The organism is Ligilactobacillus animalis, assembly GCF_009933595.1.
GTDB lineage: Bacteria > Bacillota > Bacilli > Lactobacillales > Lactobacillaceae > Ligilactobacillus > Ligilactobacillus animalis.
Genome location: NZ_CP047141.1, coordinates 1606217 through 1625638 on the forward strand (window position 1 = coordinate 1606217; position 19422 = coordinate 1625638).

Here is a 19422-nt window from a genome sequence, read left to right on the forward strand (position 1 = left end):
CCCCCTAATTTTGAGGTGTATTTTGATCATCGTTTGGTTTTTGTGATGGTACTTGTTGTGGTTGGTGTTGATTTTGTACCGGTTGTTGTGGTGCTTGTTGTTGATTCATATATTGTGGTTGTTGACCATAATTTTGTTGTTGGTATGGTTGTTGCATTTGGTTAGGTTGTTGATACGGTTGGCTTTGGTATTGTGGGTGATCGACCAATAATAAATAAATATTGTAAAATGGCACTAAAACTAACCATGGATTATTGGCAATGTAACGTGTTCTGCGTACTGCGGCAGCTAACAAGCTGATTCCGGAAGCACAGCAGAAAACATAAAAAATAATATAAAATAGATTCCCTAAAAGTAACATAAGTTCGCTACCACTACTGAAACCCGTAATCGCAAAAAAGTACATGATCATATATAAGGCCAGACCTACAATACATTGTCCTAAAGTTCCCCACCAATAAACTGCCTTCCGTGTTTCTGGCGTCTTAAAATCAAACGTATTTGCAGTCACATACTTTACACTATCCCAAAAACCTAAATTAGGTTGTGACCCCATTTGACCTGGGACAACATTTTTAAATTTTTTGATATTATTTATAAATTGATTTACCCGTTGTTGATATTGCCCCGTTGGTGGTACTTGTTGTTGGTATGGTTGTTGCCCTGTTGGTGGCACTTGTTGTTGATACCCCTGTTGCATGTTTGGTTGTTGTGGTGCTTGTTGGTAGCTTTGAGGATTTGGTTGGACCGGTGGGGTTTGTGGCTGTTGGTTCACCGGTTGTCCTTGATTACTTGGTGCTACATTTTGGGTAGCACCACATTGGGGACAAAATTTCGCCCCTGCTTCTAACTGTTGACCACAGTTTGAACAAAATTTATTTTTCATAAAAAACACTCCCTATAACATTTATATACAGATAGATCCATATAAGCACATTATAGAAAAGGAATAGTGCAGTTTATATTGCACTATTACGTGTCTTTTTACTTGAAACTTTATCACAAAATTTCGGTTGACAGTGCACAACTAACCTGCTATCCTAGTTCGTAGATCAAATTGAACGGAGGCGTCGCCATTGAAATTCTAAATTCTGCACAACAAACAAGTTTAACAACTCTGGGAACAAACAGGGTCAGTTTCACTTGGGCAGAATTTAGGGTTTTGGGCTGATGCAAGATGACTCAGTCTGCCCTTGTGCAGGCTTTTTTTGTTCCTCAAAAATTGGAGGAATGCCTTTATGTCGAATATCTCGATCAAAAATCTTACTTTTGCTTATCCGGGCCAAGCTGCTCTTTTTGACAACGCCAATTTTGAACTGGATACTTCTTGGCGTTTAGGTCTTTTAGGGCGCAACGGTCGCGGTAAGACTACCTTATTCAAATTATTACAAAATAAACTTTCTTATACGGGTACGATCAATGTTTCCGTGCCCCTAGCGTATTTTCCACAACCTTTGGGCGATCAAACACAACTGGCGCTTTACTGTCTGCAAGAGACAGGGAACTTCTTAGAATGGGAACTAACACGTGAGCTCAAATTATTTGGGATCAGTGAAGATCTCTTGTGGCAACCATTTAACACGCTCAGCGGTGGGGAACAGACCAAATTGATATTATGTGCGCTCTTTTGCCAAGCTGACCACTTTTTCTTGCTCGATGAACCGACAAATCACCTCGATCTAGCAGGGCGTCAGGAATTAGTGACTTACCTAAAACAGAAAAAACAGGGCTTTATCGTCACGAGCCATGACCGCACCTTCTTGAACCAAACGATCGACCACACCTTAGTTATCGAAAGAAATCAATTGCGCTTAGAAAATGGTGATCTTGTATCATATGAAATGCAAAAGAAACGCCGGGATAGCCATGATATCCAGCAAAATGAAAAAACACGCCACGAACTAAAACGGCTCAAGCAAGCTGCTTTGACTAAAGAAAATTGGGCAGCGCAAGCAGAAAGACAAAAGCAAAATAATTCGCACGCTGACAAAGGCTTTATCGGTCGGCGCGCTGCCAAGGTGATGAAACGTGCTACCTCATTGAAGTCGCGTGCCGAAGAGCAGATCAAACAAAAAGAGACGCAACTTAAAAACCTCGAAGTCAGTGAACCACTCAGCTTAAATTACCAGCCGACCCACAAACAAATTTTAGTGGAAGCCAAGAACTTCACACTTGCCTACGACCAACAGCTATTTTCACCTTCGAATTTTGAGGTCAAAGCCGGTGAGATCGTAGTCCTAAAAGGCAACAACGGCAGTGGCAAATCCAGTCTCTTCCAAGCTCTTTTGGGAAGCACAAATGCAACTGCGAGTGGTGAGCTGTCACTAAACACCCAAAATATCAGTGTCGTGCGCCAAGATTTCAGCGCCAACCGGGGAACGCTCAAAGAGTTTACGCAAAAACGCGACCTCGACTACACGCTCTTGTTGACACTTTTGAAAAAACTTAGCTTTGAGCGCCACACCTTTGATGTTTTACTCGAAAATATGAGCTTAGGCCAACAAAAAAGGGCGAATTAGCGGCTTCACTTGCTACCCCAGCCGAGTTGTATCTGTGGGACGAACCCCTAAACTACTTGGATACCTATAACCAAGACCAGCTGCTGGCTTTATTGCAAGAAACCAAGCCCGCCCTTTTAGTGATCGAACACGATCAAAATTTCAGCGATCAGATCGCTGATACGGTCGTCGAACTAAAATAAGCTCCCTATAACTACAATGGCGTTGTAAGCTAGAAAATTTCTAACTTACAACGCCATTTTTTACTATATATCCAATTCAGCACTGATCTGTTTTGAGATCACCACACCTAGTGTCAATAACCCTAACAAAGCAGCACTACCTAACAGAACGCTACCGATCCCCCACAGAGATATCAAGAAGGAATGAAACTTATTTTGCGGGAACTAGTACTGAACTTTATCATAATAAAAAAACGGGGTTTCACTCGTATTTTATCAACTTTGATTCGGGTAGTCGTCTAGAATTGATGTCAAAACAGCGCCTCAGCCCACGAGTCGCCGATAGTCTTGGATATACGCACATTGCACTATCCGTCGGTACTAAAGCCGATGTGGATGCCTACGTTGAAAAATTCTTAGCCACCGGTTTCCCACTTTTGAATGGTCCACGCACAACTGGTGATGGCTACTATGAAGCTGTCATTCAAGATCCTGAAGGGAATTTACTTGAACTTACAACTGATTAACAAAAAAAGCATTTCGCCACTCTCATAATGATATTGGCAAAATGCTTTTTTAGCTCTTAATTATTCACTTTTTCTTTTGCTGTTTCAACTTTTGGATCTTTGACGTTCAAAGTGATCTTGCCCTTCTTAGCTCCGATCGTCACCGTCGAACCTGTGACGATCTTTCCTTCTAATAAGGCTTCACTCAGGCGGTCTTCGATCTCATTTTGCAAGGCACGTCTGATCGGACGAGCCCCGTATTCTGGATCAAATCCAGCTTTAGCTACCACATCGATTGCAGCTGGCGTGATCTTCAAGTTCACATTGCGTTCAGCTACCCGTGCGATAATATCTTTAGCCATCAACTTCACGATCTGGTGCAACTCATCTTTTTCAAGTGAGTGGAAGATGACGATCTCATCGATCCGGTTCAAGAATTCAGGTCTAAAGCTCTTCTTGAGCGATTCTCTGATCTTAGCTGACATTGCAGCGTAGTCATCGACCACATTACCGGCGCCAAACCCAACGGATTTTTCGTCCCGCAAGGCTGTTGCCCCTAAGTTAGAGGTCATGATGATGATCGTATTTCTAAAGTTGACTTTGCGGCCCTTAGAATCGGTCAAATAACCATCATCTAAAACTTGCAATAAGATGTTGAACACATCTGGGTGGGCTTTTTCCACTTCATCGAGCAAGACGACTGAATATGGCTTATTGCGGACCTTTTCGGATAATTGCCCACCTTCATCATAGCCGACATATCCTGGAGGAGCACCGACTAAACGACTAGTGGAGTATTTTTCCATATACTCACTCATGTCGACCCGGATCATCGCATCTTCTGAGCCAAACATTGCTTCAGCCAAGGCTTTAGCTAACTCAGTTTTCCCGACACCAGTAGGTCCTAAGAACATAAATGAACCGATCGGACGGGTCGGGTCGCTCAAACCACTGCGCGAACGGCGAATAGCTTTAGCGATCGAACTGATAGCCTCATCTTGGCCGACCACACGCTGGTGCAGGATCTTCTCTAAGCCGACCAGCCGTTGACTTTCAGTCTTCGTCAATTGGGTAACGGGCACGCCAGTCCATTCTGAAACGACAGTGGCCACATCTTCTTGGGTCACCACAGCTTTAAACTCGCCTTTAGCTTCTTCTTCGGCTTGTTTAGCTGTGAGTTTTTCAACTTTTTCTTTTAATTTCAACACTTCTTTGCGCAATTTAGCCGCGTCATCGAAGTTTTCGTGTAAGATCTCCTCATCATAGCTATCACTGACTTCTTTTAGCTTAGCTTTGGCTTTAGATAACTGACTGCTCTTTTCAGCACTCATGATCCGCAACCGCGCTGCTGCTTCGTCCATCAGATCGATCGCCTTATCTGGCAAGAAGCGCTTCGTGATATAGCGCGAACTCAACTTGACGGCTGCATCTAAAGCATCATCGTTGATCTTGACTTTATGGTGCTTTTCATAGCGGGAACGGACACCCTTTAAGATCTCAAGGGTCGCTTGTTGGTCAGGTTCATCGACCATGACTGTCGCAAAGCGCCGTTCTAACGCAGGATCAGATTCAACGTATTTTTGATATTCATCTAATGTCGTCGCTCCGATGACTTGCACTTCACCCCGCGCTAGAGCAGGTTTTAAGATATTGGAGGCATCGATCGCACCTTCAGCCCCACCAGCGCCGATCAAAGTATGCATCTCATCGATAAACAAGATCACATTGCCATCACGGTAGACTTCTTCTAAGATCTTCTTTAGACGGTCTTCGAATTCGCCTCGGTATTTGGTACCAGCTACAAGCGAGCCCATATCGAGCATCATCAAGCGTTTCTTCGCCAAATTCTCAGGGACATCCCCATTGACGATCGCTTGGGCTAAGCCTTCTGCGACCGCTGTCTTACCCACACCAGGTTCGCCTAGTAATACTGGATTGTTTTTCGTCCGGCGACTTAAAACTTGGATCACACGCTTGACTTCACTGGTGCGCCCGATAACGGGATCGGTGTCTTCATTTTGTGCGATCGCCGTCATATCACGGGCTAAACCATCTAGCGTTTCTGTCTTAGAACGTTTTTGCGCTTCACTGGCTTGCTTAGCTAAACGTTGACGTTGGCGGTCAGTCATGCCCAATTGGCGCAACAACAACTGCCGCAAACGCCGAGTATCGACTTGTAAACTGTACAAGATCCGCGAAGATAAAATATTTTCATCATTTAATAGTGCCAATAATAAATGTTCGGTCCCGATCTTAGACGAACCCATCATCATCGCTTGGCGCAAGGCATCATTTAAGACGGCCTTGGATTTTGGTGAATATGGTAAATAACTATCTGGTGCTTGACGGCGCAAAGTCCCATACCCTGCGAGCCGCTCGATCTCTTCTTTGATATCGACACTACTTACGAGGTTTTGCCTTAAAACTTGACCGGCAACACCATTTTCCTCCAAAACAAGGGCTAACAATAAATGTTCGGTCCCGATCGCTTGGTGCTTGAAGTAGTTAGCCTGTTCTTGTGCAAGTAACAAGACTTGGTTAGCACTCGGTGTGTAAGATGTTGAATCCATAAGATCCCCTTCTTTCTATTATTGATCAGCACAACGCAGACGATTTAAAATGCGATTCAAGATCTTGGCACGGATCGCCTCTTCTAACTCATTGTCGGATAGTACTAGCGTGCTTTTCTCGATCGCAGTCGCTACTAAATGTGCTTCTTTATGTGTCAATAGCTCATTTTCATAGAGCGTTTGAATGATCTGAAATGCCTTGGTCTCGCTGATACTGGTCCCAACGTACTCGATCAATTCATCTAAAATATCCGGGTCACTGATCAAATCGACCTTGGCGATCCGAATATACCCACCTCCGCCCCGCTTACTCTCGACTAAATAGCCATTTTGCAAAGTAAAACGCGTCTTGATCACGTAATTGATCTGCGAAGGTACGCAGTCAAATTGGTCTGCGACTTCAGAACGTTTGATCTCAACTTGGGAAGCTTCAGCAAGAATACTCTTTAAATATCGTTCGATTATATCGGAAATATTGCGATTTTGCATAAAACTATCCTCAATCTGTTTGACTAACTTTGACTATAATTATAAACGTTATCCACCATGGTTGGCAATGAATTAGTGCTAATTTCTAGGGCTGATGATTTAAAATTTCCTTTATTTATCTGCCGTGAAGATCACTGCCCACACAACATGTTTAGCTGGGCAAAAATATACGAACTGAGCGCCCGTTCCTTTAGCCTGGTCAACTGAGATCGCTTGATCAGCATATTTAGCGGTCGGGCTAGTCGGATCTCTTTCCCATTTAGCATACTGTGTCTTCGTCCCCGTAAAGCTTTTTTCCTTGGTGTAACCTCTTTGCTCGTACGGCGCCAATAGCTCAGCCGTGATCTGGTCGAGCTCTTCTTTAGTATCGGCTTTAGTATAATGCTTAGCCGAACTACTGTGACTAGTTGTTGAAGAAACCACTTTATCTTTGACCGAGCTCGCTTTTTTAGCAGGTACGACTGCCACCGTGACACCGTTTTTGCCCCACGTCACGTGATAGCTACACCCACTGACTACGAGGACAAAAGCCCCGATCAGCAAAAGACAAACTGAGCGCTTTATTATGATTCCCCCTTTGAAACAAAAAGAGCCGTCCTGTATAGGTACGACTCTAACTAGTAATTGATCGGGATGACAGGATTTGAACCTGCGACCCCCACGTCCCGAACGTGGTGCTCTACCAAACTGAGCTACATCCCGAGAACAATTACTATTATAATACTAGTTTGTTAAATGTAAAAGGAAAATCTTATTTTTCTTCGGGATACACTAGACCCCAATCTCTTCTAAGCTCGGTCATGATCTCCATCACATCGGTCGAATAATCTAAGTGCATCACATTTTGGCCCCCAGAAACGGCTTGTTCCATATCAGTCACCTCATAGAACAAGGCATCTGCAGTTGCTCCACTTTCGATCACCTCTTGGCCACCATCAGCGGTATAAGTGATCGTTGCTTTTTGGCCCCGCGGATACTCATAGATCTCGATATATCCCTTATCAAAAGCGACCATCCCGCGTTTTGGTTGCTTAGCGTGCAACGTCAAAGCCAGTGTCGCCATTTCACCCGCTTCATTTTGCAATAAGATACCCGCTTGCTCGTCGACACCGCTGGGAGCTAATTTGACTTGGGATGCAACTTTATCGGGTTTTTGCGACATGAACCAGCGCGCAAAGGACAAAGCGTAGACCCCGATATCTAACAAAGCTCCTCCTGCCAACTCTGGGTTAAAGAAGCGATTGGTCATATCATAGTCTTTGTAGCTCCCAAAGTTCAACTGTAGCATGCGCAATTCACCCAAACGACCGCTTGCGATCACTTCGGCTAATTCTTTATAGATCGGCATATGGTACAACGTCATCGCTTCAGCCAAGATCACATTATTTTTTTCTGCCAGTTGCTTAGCTTCTGTCAGTTCAGCTGCATTCAATGTGATCGATTTTTCACAGAGCACATGTTTGCCCGCAGCTAAAGCTTGACGTAAATATTTGATGTGAGTGTTGTGTGGGGTCGAAATATAGATGATATCGACTTCAGGATCACTGAAGATGTCTTCGATCTGATCATAGACCTTAGTGACCCCATATTTTTTGGCAAAATCAACTGCCTTACTGTGTGTTCGATTAGCCACACCATATAAAGTACGCCCGTGAGCTGCCATGGCTTGTGCTAATTCATTTGCGATCACACCACAGCCTAAAGTTGCCCAATTATAATTTTTCAAAAAAATCCCTCCAGACTAATATTGCTACCTCGATCTTAGCAAAAACTTTCCCCCAAGACAAAGAACGTGAATTATCAACGTGATTGTTTTATCATATTCTTAAAGGAAGGTGATCACTATGACAAACACTTGGCTTTATAAGCAATTATTTACCAATTGGAAGAAATTTGAAGTTACCTATGTCAGCATTTTGATCTTGATCCAACTAGCCGTCTTTTGGATTGTCCCCGATAGCTTGATCGGTATGATCTCGGGGGTCACAGGTACGTTATCACTGGTTTACGGGATGAAAGGACGCAAGATTGCCTTTATCTTTGGGACGATCCAGTGTCTAGCCATGACTTATGTCGCTTGGATCAGTCATGCCTATGGTTCATTTGCAATGGACATCTTCTATGTCATCTCGCAACCCATCGGCTGGTTCATGTGGGGCCACGACCAAGCAACGCATCGTTTTTCGCCTGCTAGTCGCAAAAAACTCTTTGTTGGGGCTTTTGTCGCTTGGCTTATCGGCTGGTGGATCTTAGCTTTGTTACACGGACAACTACCGTATTTTGATTCGATCAATTTTGTCGTCAGTTTCATCGCTCAACTGCTCTACATCTTGAAATACCAAGAAAACTGGTCGCTTTGGATCGTGGTCAATCTTGCCAATATCCTCTACTGGTCGATCCTAAGCATCCAAGTCATGACCGGTGCCACTGATATCGGCTCTTTAGGTGCCTATCTCTCCCAAGTTGCCTTGCAAGCAGCCCTGCTCTTTAACTCGATCTATGCAACTAAAGTCTGGGCCAGCGGTGAAGCCGACAATGAAGGTGGAACTAAGTAAGGTGAGCGATCTTTTGTTCAATATTTGCTGTTCTATAATAGGTACGCTTGCAGCTATCACAACTACTGTAGTTAAAATTCAATGATATACAGAATAGGGCTAACTATCTAGTTAGCCCTATTCTGTATATTTTGTTGATTCTAGCTTGACGATTTCGCCATTTTGGAGCTGCAGTTCAAGCCCATTTTCAGCATACGGAGACTCAGCTTCAAAGCGCAGGCGGTAATTTCCATCCGGCAAGCCAACATAAGAAAGTTCTCGCAAACTATCAGTATTAAAAGCATATGGATCTTGAGTTGCGATATCAACATAGTAGTAATATAGCCCCTCTTTGACAAATTGTGGGATATCCAAATTATAGTAACCACCCAAAGGCAATTTTTTTTGCTGATTTTTAGCGATCACAGCCGCTACTTTTTGGAACTTAGGATCAGTTTCTTCAAAGGGATACATGCAAACTCCGATATTAGTGATCTTTTCTTTGGGAAACAGTGTTTTAAACTGCTGTTTGATCTGTTTCAATTCTACTTTAACAGCTGGCTGTTGTTGGGCTGCACTTTCTTTTAGCACCACTAAGCTTTCGGTAGAACGCTGATATCGACTATCTAATTCACCTTTTCGCAATGCTTTAGTCCCGATATCGATCTGCTCTAGCTCGGACGGCTTGAAATTTACCCACAGCTTTTTTTGATAAGTTTTTCCAGGCTCTAATTTTTCGGTATAGGTGTAACTACCATAATATCCGCTTCCAGCCTCGGTCCGATCTCTACCGACTTTGGTAACCTTGATATCGCCCATAAAGCCAGCTTGGTGATATTTTTGCGTCAATTCTTTTTGTAACGGCACGATCAAGGAGTTTTCTTGGCGTAAGACCGTATATTTTCCCAGTTGGATACCACCGGCGATGCCGACGATAAATATAATGATCCAACTTAACAGTAACTTGGCCACTTTAGTATTCCAGGTACGATAAGCCGTTTTGTCAACAGCAACCTTCTCTATTTTACGCATTTGGAGCAATAAGCCGATCAACAACCCCAGCATACAAATAACACCTAGGGGGATCAGGAATATGAGGAAAAAGATCAAGATCGGTTCTTGGGCACATAGATACGCAAATACCGTCCCACCGATCGTATAAAGTCCCAAAAAGAGATTAACTTGGCGCAATAAATTTTTCTGGCGCCACTTTACCTCATCTTTCATACAAATCTCCTTTTTACTCTTATTTAACCATATCTAGAGGCCTTTTCCTAAAAATTGAGCTTGTTTTGTCCAAATAAAAACCACCCTGAAAACAGAGTGGTCATTGTTATTCTAATATACTGCCCCTTCATAGAAGTTGTAGTATGGTTTATTGAAATCAAAATCAGCTAGCTCAGAGACTTTGATGACTGTATCAGCAACGCCCCAACTCATCAAGTTGATTGGCTTGCCGTAATCTTCATCGGGGATCACCAACACGATATATTTGCCTAACCCTTTGGCTAAGCCTAACTCGACCCCACAACCGATGTCTTCTTCATCCGGTAGATAAGTACATAAGAAGATATCTGAACTCTTGATCCCGACACAGTCCCCATTGAACGTTGCCGTTTGCCATTCTTTATCTTCTAGTAATTCAGGATGTTCATCCACGCGTAAACCTTTATATTGATGCGCCAAAGGAACATAACTGTCCGCATCATTTATCGTCTTGTTTTTCTTGATCGCTGCCATTACTTGTTCATAGGCTGCGTTTTGCTTTGGTGTAAACCACCCAGCTGCAAAATATACTGTCTTTGTCATCCGCATTCGCCATCCTTTTAAAAATATGCACCTTTTATTATGAACTTTCTAGCTAAATATAACAAATTGTGCACTAATTTCCATAGCGTTCATACGCACATTCGACTTGGTAACCTTGCCTTTGGGCATCTGTAAGCGACATTGGCGTCCCACCACCATGGCGTTGTAAACCACGGCAATTAGGATCTAAGTGATAGCGTCCAGGAATGCTGGCATTAACATAGACCGTTTGAGTGTTTTGCACTGGATCTGGCGCTTGATAAGCGTAAGTCACTGGTGTTTCACCTTGTTCAGGTCGTGGATCGATCACTTCACTTGAACTCGTCGCTACACTTGGAGTTTCACTAGCTGAACTTTGGGTTGCTGTAGCCGTTTCAACGCTTGAACTACTTACATGACTAGCACTACTACTTGAGCTAGTTTCACTTGAGCTTTCAGAAGTCGAACTCATTGAACTTGTAGAACTTGAACTAGCAACTTTATGCTCACTTTTAGCTGGATATTTGTGATGAGACTGTCCTAGAGCACTCAACTCAGAGATCCCAAAAACTAATAATGCGATAAATACAAGTACTACTGTTATCCCTGCAAAAATCTTATTGTTGTTATTTTTCACCGTTAAACCTCATCTCTAATAATCGTCATCATCATCGTTACTGTTATAGTATAATTCGGTGCTTTCCATATCATCATCGGTCGTACTGTTGCTATTAGCTAGCCCCCACAGCAATGAAGTCCCAAGTAACCCTAGACAGAGTACAATCACCGGAACTAGGCCTTTGATACCATAAACTTTTTTACCAAATTGACTTTGTTTTTCTTGGCGATAGCGATTATTTTCCATAGCGGTAGGCTGGCACATAAATACTAGTACGATAATGTTTCCGACTGGGATAAATTGCAATAAGACCCAAGCCCCATCCATGCCGATATCATGCAAACGTCGAACAGTGGCCGAAAGATTTAATAAAAATAGTGCAATAATTGCTGTGACGGCAACAAAAATAATAAAATTCACAAGTGCTTGGGCGATCCTATATTGACCAATACCATTAAAGTATCTGAGTGCAATATTACAAGCCCAAAGTCCGATAAATACAGCCAGCGTCAACAATGCCATTCCTAGGACACCATACCAATAATCAGCCCGGCTCATACATTTACCATACCGGAAAATATCTTTTAACATCAACTTAGTTGAACTTAACAGACCCGCTACTGGTTGTGAAGTTAGTTCAATTTCTTTAACATCCTCCACCGCATCTGCTTTTTGTTCAACTGGGATCAACTCTTTGCCACACTTGATACAAAACTTACTGTCATCGGGATTTTCTGTCCCGCACAATCTACAAAACACGTTATCTTATCCTTTACAAAAAAATAATTCTATATAAGCAATACAAATAAATATCTTATCATAAAGTTAAGTCCCTTTAAACTTTCCTAAATAAAAATAGACGCCTAGTAACCACTAGACATCTATTACCTGCAAATATATTTAAAATTTGCCTGAATTAGTTAATTCTGTTTTAGCCGGGATCGGTTCAGTGACCGCATAACGTTCAACGATTTTTCCAGCTTGTAAACGGAAAATGTCAAAAACAGCGTAAGCTCTAGAATTGATCAATGCTTGGGAATAGGCCACAACGTAATTACCATGTCCGATAACCTTAAAAATAAAATCATATTCAACGTTATTTTCTTGCAAATATTCTTGATAAGCACTACTTCCGTCGGCGATCTCATGTTGATGCGAAATAATATCATCAGCTACATATTCCGAAAATTTTTCTGTAGCATGGTTCTGCAATACTTCGACTAAAAATAAGCGGACTCGCTTTTTATTTTCTTCTGTCTTATCTAGGTCCTCAAGATAATAACTACTATAGATAAGGAGCCATACACTCAAACAAAGTGCGACCACATGTGCCAAGAAAAGCTGTTCGGTCTTCCAAGAAAGTTTTGCGCTCCAGTTAAAGGCAAAAGCACCCAACATCCCCGCTAAATTGATTCCCACTAAGATCAGCCCCGTCTTGATCTCAGGTCCACGCTGAAAGTAAAGCTGCCACTGATTATAAGGTCCGACCGTTATGAATGTCAGTGGTAAAAATAAGATCAAGGTCTCAAGTAATGGTCGCTTTTTTTGCCAAATCTGACGCTCAAATGTAAAGCGGAGTGGCTCAGGTGGTTTAGGTGCTGTATCAAAGCGCACCAAACTCAAAGAAACAAGCCCAACTACGTACAGGATCACCGCCCCACTGATAAGTGGTAAGCGCAATTCGATATTCCCTAATTGATCCGCCTCCAGATAACCGCCTACAAAACTCACCAAACTGACTAACATATAGTTATGTGAAAATAACTTTCCTTGATCAAGCTCTGAATTCTTAGTCCGTTCGACGATCCAGGAAGTCAACGTCCCTGAATACAACGAATCACCAAGTGCTGTCAAAATAGCACTCAAAATCAAAACCACTAGATGTTTATCAAATATTGCCACGAGCAAAAGTCCACTTCCACGAAAAAGCGCACTCCAAAAGGTCATTTTTAAGGCACCAAATTTATCCGCTAAAAAGCCTGACGGGATCTCAGCTACACAAGTCACCAACCAAAAAAGGGCTAAAAATAAATTGATCTGACCATAACTATAACCGACTTGTTGCATGTAAAGATAGATTGTCCCTGTCCACAAGCTCAAGCCTAAAGCATAAAGCCCCGATAGACCTTGATAACTCAAAACAGCGTATTTATTTTGCATATAAATATCCCCTAAAATATATTTCCCACTAACTTTCACCCCGTCCATAAGTTAAGCCTAATACTTAAAAAACACAACAAAAAAGCCTGCTCCTAAACAGGAACAGACTTTGACTAGATCAAAATTTTATTCAACAGTCACGCTCTTAGCCAAGTTACGTGGCTTATCCACATCGTAACCACGTTGTAAACTTACATAGTAAGCCAACAATTGTGTTGGTACGACTGAAACAAGTGGTGATAACAATGGATCAACTTCTGGTAAGATGATCTGATCACCTTCAGCAGCTACATCACGGCTGGAGATGAATAAGACATTTGCACCACGCGCGATAACTTCTTGCGCATTGCTTCGTGTATGCGCAGCTGTCTTAGGATCGGTGATGATCGCTACGACTGGTGTGCCTTCTTCGATCAAGGCGATCGTGCCGTGCTTTAATTCACCCGAAGCAAAACCTTCAGTTTGAACATAAGAAACTTCTTTTAACTTCAAAGCAGCTTCTTGCGCTAACGCATAGTCAACACCACGGCCGATATAGAACGCATTGCGTGTTGTCGCAAACATATCTTGAGCGACCTTTTCAATGTCACCTTTTTCATCAACTAATTCTTGCATCCCGTTAGCAACTTTCGTCAATTCAACCGCAACATCAAAGTCCTTAGCAGCCTTGATGTCCTTAGCTTCACCGTAAGCTTTGACCAAGATTGCCTCTAAAGCGATCTGAGCGGTGTAAGCTTTAGTTGAAGCAACAGCGATCTCAGGACCAGCATGTAACAATAAAGTATAAGTTGCTTCACGTGAAAGCGTTGAGTTAGCCACGTTTGTGATCGTCAAACTTGGATAACCCCATTCATTAACTTGAGTCAACACTTGGCGACTATCAGCGGTTTCCCCACTTTGTGTCAAGAAGATGAAGAATGGTTTTTCAGACAACAATGGTGGGTTGTAAGCAAATTCAGAGGCCACATGAACTTCAGTTGGAATATGAACTAATTTTTCAAACAATTCTTTCCCGACTAAACCAGCATGGTAACTTGTCCCAGCGGCCACGATGTATAACCGATCTGCCTTGGATAAAGCATCCAATAGTTCTTGATCGATCTTAACTGAGCCGTCTTCATTAAAGTATTCTTGGATCAAAGTGCGCATCACGCCTGGTTGTTCGTCGATCTCTTTTAACATGTAGTATGGATAAGCACCTTTTTTAGCGGCTTGTGGATCCATATCGATATGGAATGGTTCACGTTCGACAGCATTGCTAGCTGGATCCATGATCTGGATCTTATCTGGTTCAACTACCACGACTTCACCATCCATCAATTCGATGAAATCATGCGTTTGTTCAAGCATTGCAGTGGCATCAGAACAAACAACGTTGAAGCCATCGCCCACACCAAGTAACAATGGGCTCTTGTTTTTAGCTACAAATAACTTGCTTGGTTGGTCTTTATCCATCAACAAGAATGAGTAAGATGAGCTTTCATCAACTAAGCCCAAGACTTTGCGGAAAGCAGCCAAAGTATCCATACCTTCATCAGCAAACTTACCGATCAATTGCACGATGATCTCTGTATCTGTGTCACTCTTTAATTCAACATCAGCCAAGTATTCATCACGCAATTGGCTAAAGTTACCGATCACACCGTTATGAACTAAGAAGAAACGTCCATCGGCTGAAACGTGGGGATGAGCATTCTTAACACTTGGGACCCCGTGTGTTGCCCAACGTGTATGCCCGATTCCAGTCGAACCCTTGACTTCTGGTCCAACTAAAGCACGGAGATCAGCGATCCGGCCTTTTTCCTTAACTAAAAAGCCATCACCTTGTTGGTCATTTACATAGATACCGGCTGAGTCATAGCCACGGTATTCTAATTGTTGTAATCCATCTAATAAAATATCTGTTGCATTTTCATTGCCTGTTACGCCAACGATACCACACATAATTCAATACCTCGCATTTTAAAATTGGTATATACCTTAATTATTATTTTCAAATCTCATAGAAGTTAGTTACATCAAGTAACAAGACTAAATATAGCGCAACAAAATTCTTCTGTCAACCAATATATATTTAAATTGGTATACCAAAAAATATAGGTATCAAACCCAAAATATATACTATTTCCTAATAGAAACTATTCAAAGGTCTCTTTTTTCAAATGATAGCGGTATAAAACTTGGTGTGCGATCGGTTGGGCGATAATTGCTTCAACGAGAAAAGCTATGCTAAAATTGCGAGGCCATTTACCAAAAAATTCACTCACTGGGGCCCAATGGATCGCCCCTTCACCGATCCAAGCTCCGATCAAAGTTATGAAAAACGACATCAAAAAGACGTTGCATAATATATTGATCGTGATCTGTGACCGAAAACTGTCTTTTGGATGCACGATCAGGTCCTTGAGCTTGCCGGATGGTTTTTGTGTCAAAATAACTAAGCTCACCACTGCTAGCCAGATAAATGGTAATACTCTTAACGTATTTTGCCAGACTTCAAAGCTAAAGCCTAACTCAAACATGCTGATCAAAGGAGCGATCAAGTTCACTGAGATCAACGACACGATCAACAAAAATAAAACAAATTCCCGGTGATTTCGGGGTAAGCGCATGTAAAAATCCATAAAAAACTTCCTCTCTTAGATAAAAAATAAGGGTCCAGCAAAACTAATTAGTTCTGCTGGACCCTTATACGCGAAAACTTCATCTGTTATTTTAACAAACCTTTTGGAGATGCGCTAATGTTTTTTCCTATATTCCCGCGCGTTTCTGGCTCGTCTTCCAATCGATGGCAAAATCAGATACTGCTTTAGCGATCGCAGGATCAGCTAAACTGGCGGCATAGATATCACTGCCTGCAGTCACGGCTTGAGCACCTGCCCCCAGTGCTTTAGTTACTTGGCTGGCATTTTTAAAACTAGCCGCTAAGATCTTGCCCTTTTGCGTGCTTTTTTCCCGCGCACTGGCTAACTGTGCGATCAGTGCCACCGGATCAGTATCTAAATTCTCCATGCGATTGTAATACGGGGCTAAATAATCGGCTCCGGCTTCCAACGCTAAAAGTCCTTGCATCGTCGTATAGATCGCAGTTGCAGTGACCTTAAAGTCCGCTTGCTTTAGCTGTTTAATCGCTACTAAGCCTTCTTGGGTGACCGGGATCTTGATATAGAGGTTGCCTCCAAGTTCTGCTTGCAATTTCTTAGCTTCCGCAACCATCCCTGCAGTGTCCTTAGCTACAACTTGGACATGTAGGCTCGGTTGCGGGCCGATGAGCTCACGAACTTTTTTCAAATGTTCAAAAAAATCCAACTCTCCTTCACGTTTAATGATGGTCGGATTAGAAGTCACCCCTGCTAGGGGCAAGATCTGCGCCCATTTTTTTATCTCCGCTAGATTTACTGTATCTAACATAAATTCCATTTGTCGGCCTTCTTTCTATAATGCATGTTCGGTTCGGGCAATGATATCATCTTGCGTTGCCTTAGATAAAACATTGAAAAAGGCGGAATATCCCGCCACTCTGACGATCAGATCACGGTGCTCTTCGGGATGCTTTTGGGCATCGAGCAAGGTTTCTTTTGAGACCACATTGTACTGGATATGGTATCCATGTAACCGATTGAAAAATGTCCGCAATAATGCGATCAACTTCTGCTTGTCCTCTTCTTTAGCCAAAGTCTGGGGGTTGACTTTTTGATTCAACAGCACGCCCCCAACGATCTCATGCGTTGGTAATTTAGCGATCGATTTCAAAACCGAAGTCGGACCTTTTTGATCCATATTATGTGATGGTGAACACCCTTCCGCTAAAGGCGTCCCTGCATGGCGGCCATCCGGTGTCGCCAAAGTGCCACGCCCTTGCCCGACATTAGCCGAGATCGAAGACGTTCCTGAATACCGAATACCACCGATCGGACCCCGTCCATAGCGCGTATTAGGATATTTAGCGATCTCTTCGATATATACATCATAGGCAGCCGTCACTAATTTGTCAGCATAATCATCGTCATTACCATACTTAGGCGCTTCATTGATCAACATCTGCCGGATCCTTTCACCCTCTTCACCAGCATAATCAGTCTGCAACGCATGCCACAACTCTGCTGGTGTCAAACGTTTTTCGCTAAAGACCAACTTTTTGACTGCCGCTAGTGAATCAGCTAGATTAGCGATCCCTACTTGAAGCCCTGAGATATAGTCATAGACTGCGCCCCCTTCTTTTAGATGCTTGCCCCGCCCGATACAATCATCAGTCAAAGCCGAGCACAAAATATCTGGCACTTCCCTTTCAAGACTTAGATCGATCGCATTTTCGACGATCACACTCATCTTAGTCAAATAGCGCAAGGTCTCATCAAAGGCAGTGGTCAATTCTTCAAATGACTGCATCTCAGGAAAATATCCATAGTTTGGAGTGAAGCGCTTACCAGAAACTGGGTCGATCCCCCCATTCATCGCGATCAACAGGACTTTAGGAAAATTCATATAACTCATCCCAGTGCAACGATAGCCCCATTTTCCAGGAACAGCGGTCTCGACACAGCCGATTGCACTGTAATCATACGCATCTTCCACGCTGACACCTTTTTGGATAAAGGATGGGATAATGATCTCATCGTTGTTGAAAGCCGGCATCCCAAAGCCAAGTTTCATCACTTCGATCGCTTCATTCATAAATTCTGGATCTAACCCGGCATGATAGCGGACCGTCAAATTAGGCTGTGGCAGGTGTGTTTGAGCAACTGATCTGAGCACCATAAATGACAACGGATTGACAGCATCTTCTTTTTGGCGTGTCTGCCCACCGATCGTCACATTTTGATAGAGCGGACTTCCTGCCGAAGAAAAAGTATGGGCTTGGCTTCGAACCTTATTGATCGTCAACGTCTTGATCCACAAATTGGTCAAGCGCTCAACGATCGAAGCTTTAGTCTCGCGCCCTGCCTCAAGATCAGCTTTAACATAAGGATACATGTATTGATCAAATCTTCCATATGATAACGAATGACCATTCGATTCGATCTGAAGGATACATTGGATAAACCAAACCGCTTGGATCGCTTGCGCAAATGTCTGGGCTGGTTCATAGGGAACAGTTTCACAGATCGCTGCGATCTCTAACAACTCTGCTTTCCGAGCAGCCGACGCATCTTTGGCTTGTTTGCGCGCTAGATCAGCAAAACGTTGGGCATAATTTTTGACTGCCGAGATCGTGATCAAGATCGCATCATAAAAATGATATTTATCAATGTTTTCCGGTACCGTCAGATCAAGTTTGGCCTTAGCTTGCTTGGTTTTTTCTTCAAAGCCACGCAGACCCTCAGTTAGTAATTTTTGATAATTGACCGCTAAATGCGCATCGCCCGAGTTCATCTTACCTTCCATCCCAAAGAAGCCCGTTTCCATATAAACTTGAACTTCTTGGGGTAACATGGCCCCCGCTCGCGCCCGTAACGTATTATCCTCCCAGAAAGGCGCAAGCGCACGCAACTGCTCTTTAGTCTCTTCAGTGATATAAAAAACATCCCCATCACGTTTTTCGAACAGATCAAGTTCAGCTAAAACAAACTCCAAAGTGTACTCAGGAAATATCGGAGCATCCTTATCACTAGAAGCTTGATTACCCACGATCATAGTCTCATCATCGATATAGATCGACATGTTCTCTAAAATATTTTGGAGCATATAAGCTCTTTTCAAAACATTTGGCTTAGCTTGATGTTTTTGGTAGCTTTCTGTCACCAAAAGTGCTCGTTGTGCATCAATATACGGCTTTTTATCTAAAACTTTATTGCGATATTTATACATTCGCGGTGTTAAATAACCAAAGTGCTTTTGCGAATTTTGTTGTGTCTCATTGGTGTATTTTTGGGTAAGTAGTTCGAGTGTCATCTTCCGCTCCTCCCTTTCGTTTGAAAATAATAAACTTTCTTTCGTAATAAACATAGCATGTTATTAGAAAAAATACAAATGTTTTCCCTATTTTAGACGTAAAAATCCGAGCTATAAACAACAAGAGATCTATTACAATACGTATTATCGCATCGTAATAGATCTCTTGTTATCCATGATCGCA

16 protein-coding genes, 1 tRNA gene and 1 pseudogene are annotated in these 19422 nt (G+C 42.6%); 3 read left to right on the plus strand and 15 right to left on the minus strand.

Translation table 11 applies throughout. The features are described 5' to 3' along the window. Nucleotides 1-4 precede the first annotated feature (4 nt). Entirely contained in the window at nucleotides 5-886 is an 882-nt protein-coding gene (locus GSR62_RS09570) for a zinc ribbon domain-containing protein (protein WP_010688215.1), read from the minus strand. A gap of 352 nt (nucleotides 887-1238) precedes the next feature. Here GSR62_RS09570 and abc-f point away from each other — a divergent pair. After that, a pseudogene (gene abc-f, locus GSR62_RS07920) lies at nucleotides 1239-2701 on the plus strand (ribosomal protection-like ABC-F family protein). Nucleotides 2702-2871: 170 nt separating this feature from the next. Further along, nucleotides 2872-3207, plus strand: coding sequence for a VOC family protein (locus GSR62_RS07930; RefSeq protein ID WP_066023653.1), 336 nt, complete (start codon nucleotides 2872-2874; stop codon nucleotides 3205-3207). Between the two features lie 56 nt (nucleotides 3208-3263). On the opposite strand, the gene GSR62_RS07935 is transcribed toward GSR62_RS07930, so the two are convergent. The 5 genes from GSR62_RS07935 to GSR62_RS07955 all read right to left on the minus strand — a co-directional run bounded on the left by GSR62_RS07935 (nucleotide 3264) and on the right by GSR62_RS07955 (nucleotide 7977). Continuing rightward, complete coding sequence (locus GSR62_RS07935) at nucleotides 3264-5756, minus strand: ATP-dependent Clp protease ATP-binding subunit (RefSeq protein WP_066023550.1); 2493 nt, start codon at nucleotides 5754-5756, stop codon at nucleotides 3264-3266. Nucleotides 5757-5774: 18 nt separating this feature from the next. Further along, entirely contained in the window at nucleotides 5775-6245 is a 471-nt protein-coding gene (locus GSR62_RS07940) for a CtsR family transcriptional regulator (RefSeq protein ID WP_066023551.1), read from the minus strand. A gap of 111 nt (nucleotides 6246-6356) precedes the next feature. Next, nucleotides 6357-6740: a porin gene (locus GSR62_RS07945; RefSeq protein WP_066023654.1), complete on the minus strand. Its 384-nt coding sequence runs from the start codon at nucleotides 6738-6740 to the stop codon at nucleotides 6357-6359. 133 nt (nucleotides 6741-6873) lie between these two features. Next, nucleotides 6874-6947 (minus strand) — tRNA-Pro (locus tag GSR62_RS07950). 49 nt (nucleotides 6948-6996) lie between these two features. Next, nucleotides 6997-7977 (minus strand): Gfo/Idh/MocA family protein, encoded by a 981-nt coding sequence (locus GSR62_RS07955; RefSeq protein ID WP_179854457.1) that lies wholly within the window; start codon nucleotides 7975-7977, stop codon nucleotides 6997-6999. A gap of 112 nt (nucleotides 7978-8089) precedes the next feature. Here GSR62_RS07955 and pnuC point away from each other — a divergent pair, with 112 nt between their 5' ends. Beyond that, nucleotides 8090-8800 carry a nicotinamide riboside transporter PnuC gene (pnuC, locus tag GSR62_RS07960; protein ID WP_035448531.1) on the plus strand — a complete coding sequence of 237 codons (711 nt, stop codon included), beginning with the start codon at nucleotides 8090-8092 and terminating at the stop codon, nucleotides 8798-8800. A 117-nt stretch (nucleotides 8801-8917) separates the two neighbouring features. On the opposite strand, the gene GSR62_RS07965 is transcribed toward pnuC, so the two are convergent. From GSR62_RS07965 to GSR62_RS08005, 9 genes are all read right to left on the minus strand, one after another. Continuing rightward, nucleotides 8918-10006 carry a hypothetical protein gene (locus GSR62_RS07965; protein WP_066023553.1) on the minus strand — a complete coding sequence of 363 codons (1089 nt, stop codon included), beginning with the start codon at nucleotides 10004-10006 and terminating at the stop codon, nucleotides 8918-8920. A 111-nt stretch (nucleotides 10007-10117) separates the two neighbouring features. Beyond that, entirely contained in the window at nucleotides 10118-10594 is a 477-nt protein-coding gene (locus tag GSR62_RS07970) for a nucleoside 2-deoxyribosyltransferase (RefSeq protein ID WP_010688224.1), read from the minus strand. A gap of 67 nt (nucleotides 10595-10661) precedes the next feature. After that, nucleotides 10662-11204 (minus strand): hypothetical protein, encoded by a 543-nt coding sequence (locus GSR62_RS09455; RefSeq protein WP_066023554.1) that lies wholly within the window; start codon nucleotides 11202-11204, stop codon nucleotides 10662-10664. Nucleotides 11205-11219: 15 nt separating this feature from the next. Then, nucleotides 11220-11945: a DUF805 domain-containing protein gene (locus GSR62_RS07975; protein ID WP_029507275.1), complete on the minus strand. Its 726-nt coding sequence runs from the start codon at nucleotides 11943-11945 to the stop codon at nucleotides 11220-11222. Between the two features lie 141 nt (nucleotides 11946-12086). Further along, nucleotides 12087-13346: an MFS transporter gene (locus GSR62_RS07985; RefSeq protein WP_083213875.1), complete on the minus strand. Its 1260-nt coding sequence runs from the start codon at nucleotides 13344-13346 to the stop codon at nucleotides 12087-12089. Nucleotides 13347-13472: 126 nt separating this feature from the next. Beyond that, nucleotides 13473-15290: a glutamine--fructose-6-phosphate transaminase (isomerizing) gene (glmS, locus tag GSR62_RS07990; RefSeq protein ID WP_066023555.1), complete on the minus strand. Its 1818-nt coding sequence runs from the start codon at nucleotides 15288-15290 to the stop codon at nucleotides 13473-13475. A gap of 194 nt (nucleotides 15291-15484) precedes the next feature. Continuing rightward, nucleotides 15485-15970 carry a DUF2798 domain-containing protein gene (locus tag GSR62_RS07995; protein WP_066023556.1) on the minus strand — a complete coding sequence of 162 codons (486 nt, stop codon included), beginning with the start codon at nucleotides 15968-15970 and terminating at the stop codon, nucleotides 15485-15487. Nucleotides 15971-16097: 127 nt separating this feature from the next. Next, nucleotides 16098-16766 carry a fructose-6-phosphate aldolase gene (locus GSR62_RS08000; RefSeq protein ID WP_010688232.1) on the minus strand — a complete coding sequence of 223 codons (669 nt, stop codon included), beginning with the start codon at nucleotides 16764-16766 and terminating at the stop codon, nucleotides 16098-16100. Between the two features lie 15 nt (nucleotides 16767-16781). Then, entirely contained in the window at nucleotides 16782-19238 is a 2457-nt protein-coding gene (locus GSR62_RS08005) for a glycyl radical protein (protein WP_066023557.1), read from the minus strand. Nucleotides 19239-19422 lie beyond the last annotated feature (184 nt).

Excerpts from the sequence above, each read along its gene's own strand:
- GSR62_RS09570 (WP_010688215.1), bottom strand. The coding sequence starts at position 886 with ATGAAAAATAAATTTTGTTCAAACTGTGGTCAACAGTTAGAAGCAGGG.
- GSR62_RS07935 (WP_066023550.1), bottom strand. The coding sequence starts at position 5,756 with ATGGATTCAACATCTTACACACCGAGTGCTAACCAAGTCTTGTTACTT.
- GSR62_RS07940 (WP_066023551.1), bottom strand. The coding sequence starts at position 6,245 with ATGCAAAATCGCAATATTTCCGATATAATCGAACGATATTTAAAGAGT.
- pnuC (WP_035448531.1), top strand. The coding sequence starts at position 8,090 with ATGACAAACACTTGGCTTTATAAGCAATTATTTACCAATTGGAAGAAA.
- GSR62_RS07965 (WP_066023553.1), bottom strand. The coding sequence starts at position 10,006 with ATGAAAGATGAGGTAAAGTGGCGCCAGAAAAATTTATTGCGCCAAGTT.
- GSR62_RS07970 (WP_010688224.1), bottom strand. The coding sequence starts at position 10,594 with ATGCGGATGACAAAGACAGTATATTTTGCAGCTGGGTGGTTTACACCA.
- GSR62_RS07985 (WP_083213875.1), bottom strand. The coding sequence starts at position 13,346 with ATGCAAAATAAATACGCTGTTTTGAGTTATCAAGGTCTATCGGGGCTT.
- glmS (WP_066023555.1), bottom strand. The coding sequence starts at position 15,290 with ATGTGTGGTATCGTTGGCGTAACAGGCAATGAAAATGCAACAGATATT.
- GSR62_RS07995 (WP_066023556.1), bottom strand. The coding sequence starts at position 15,970 with ATGGATTTTTACATGCGCTTACCCCGAAATCACCGGGAATTTGTTTTA.
- GSR62_RS08000 (WP_010688232.1), bottom strand. The coding sequence starts at position 16,766 with ATGGAATTTATGTTAGATACAGTAAATCTAGCGGAGATAAAAAAATGG.
- GSR62_RS08005 (WP_066023557.1), bottom strand. The coding sequence starts at position 19,238 with ATGACACTCGAACTACTTACCCAAAAATACACCAATGAGACACAACAA.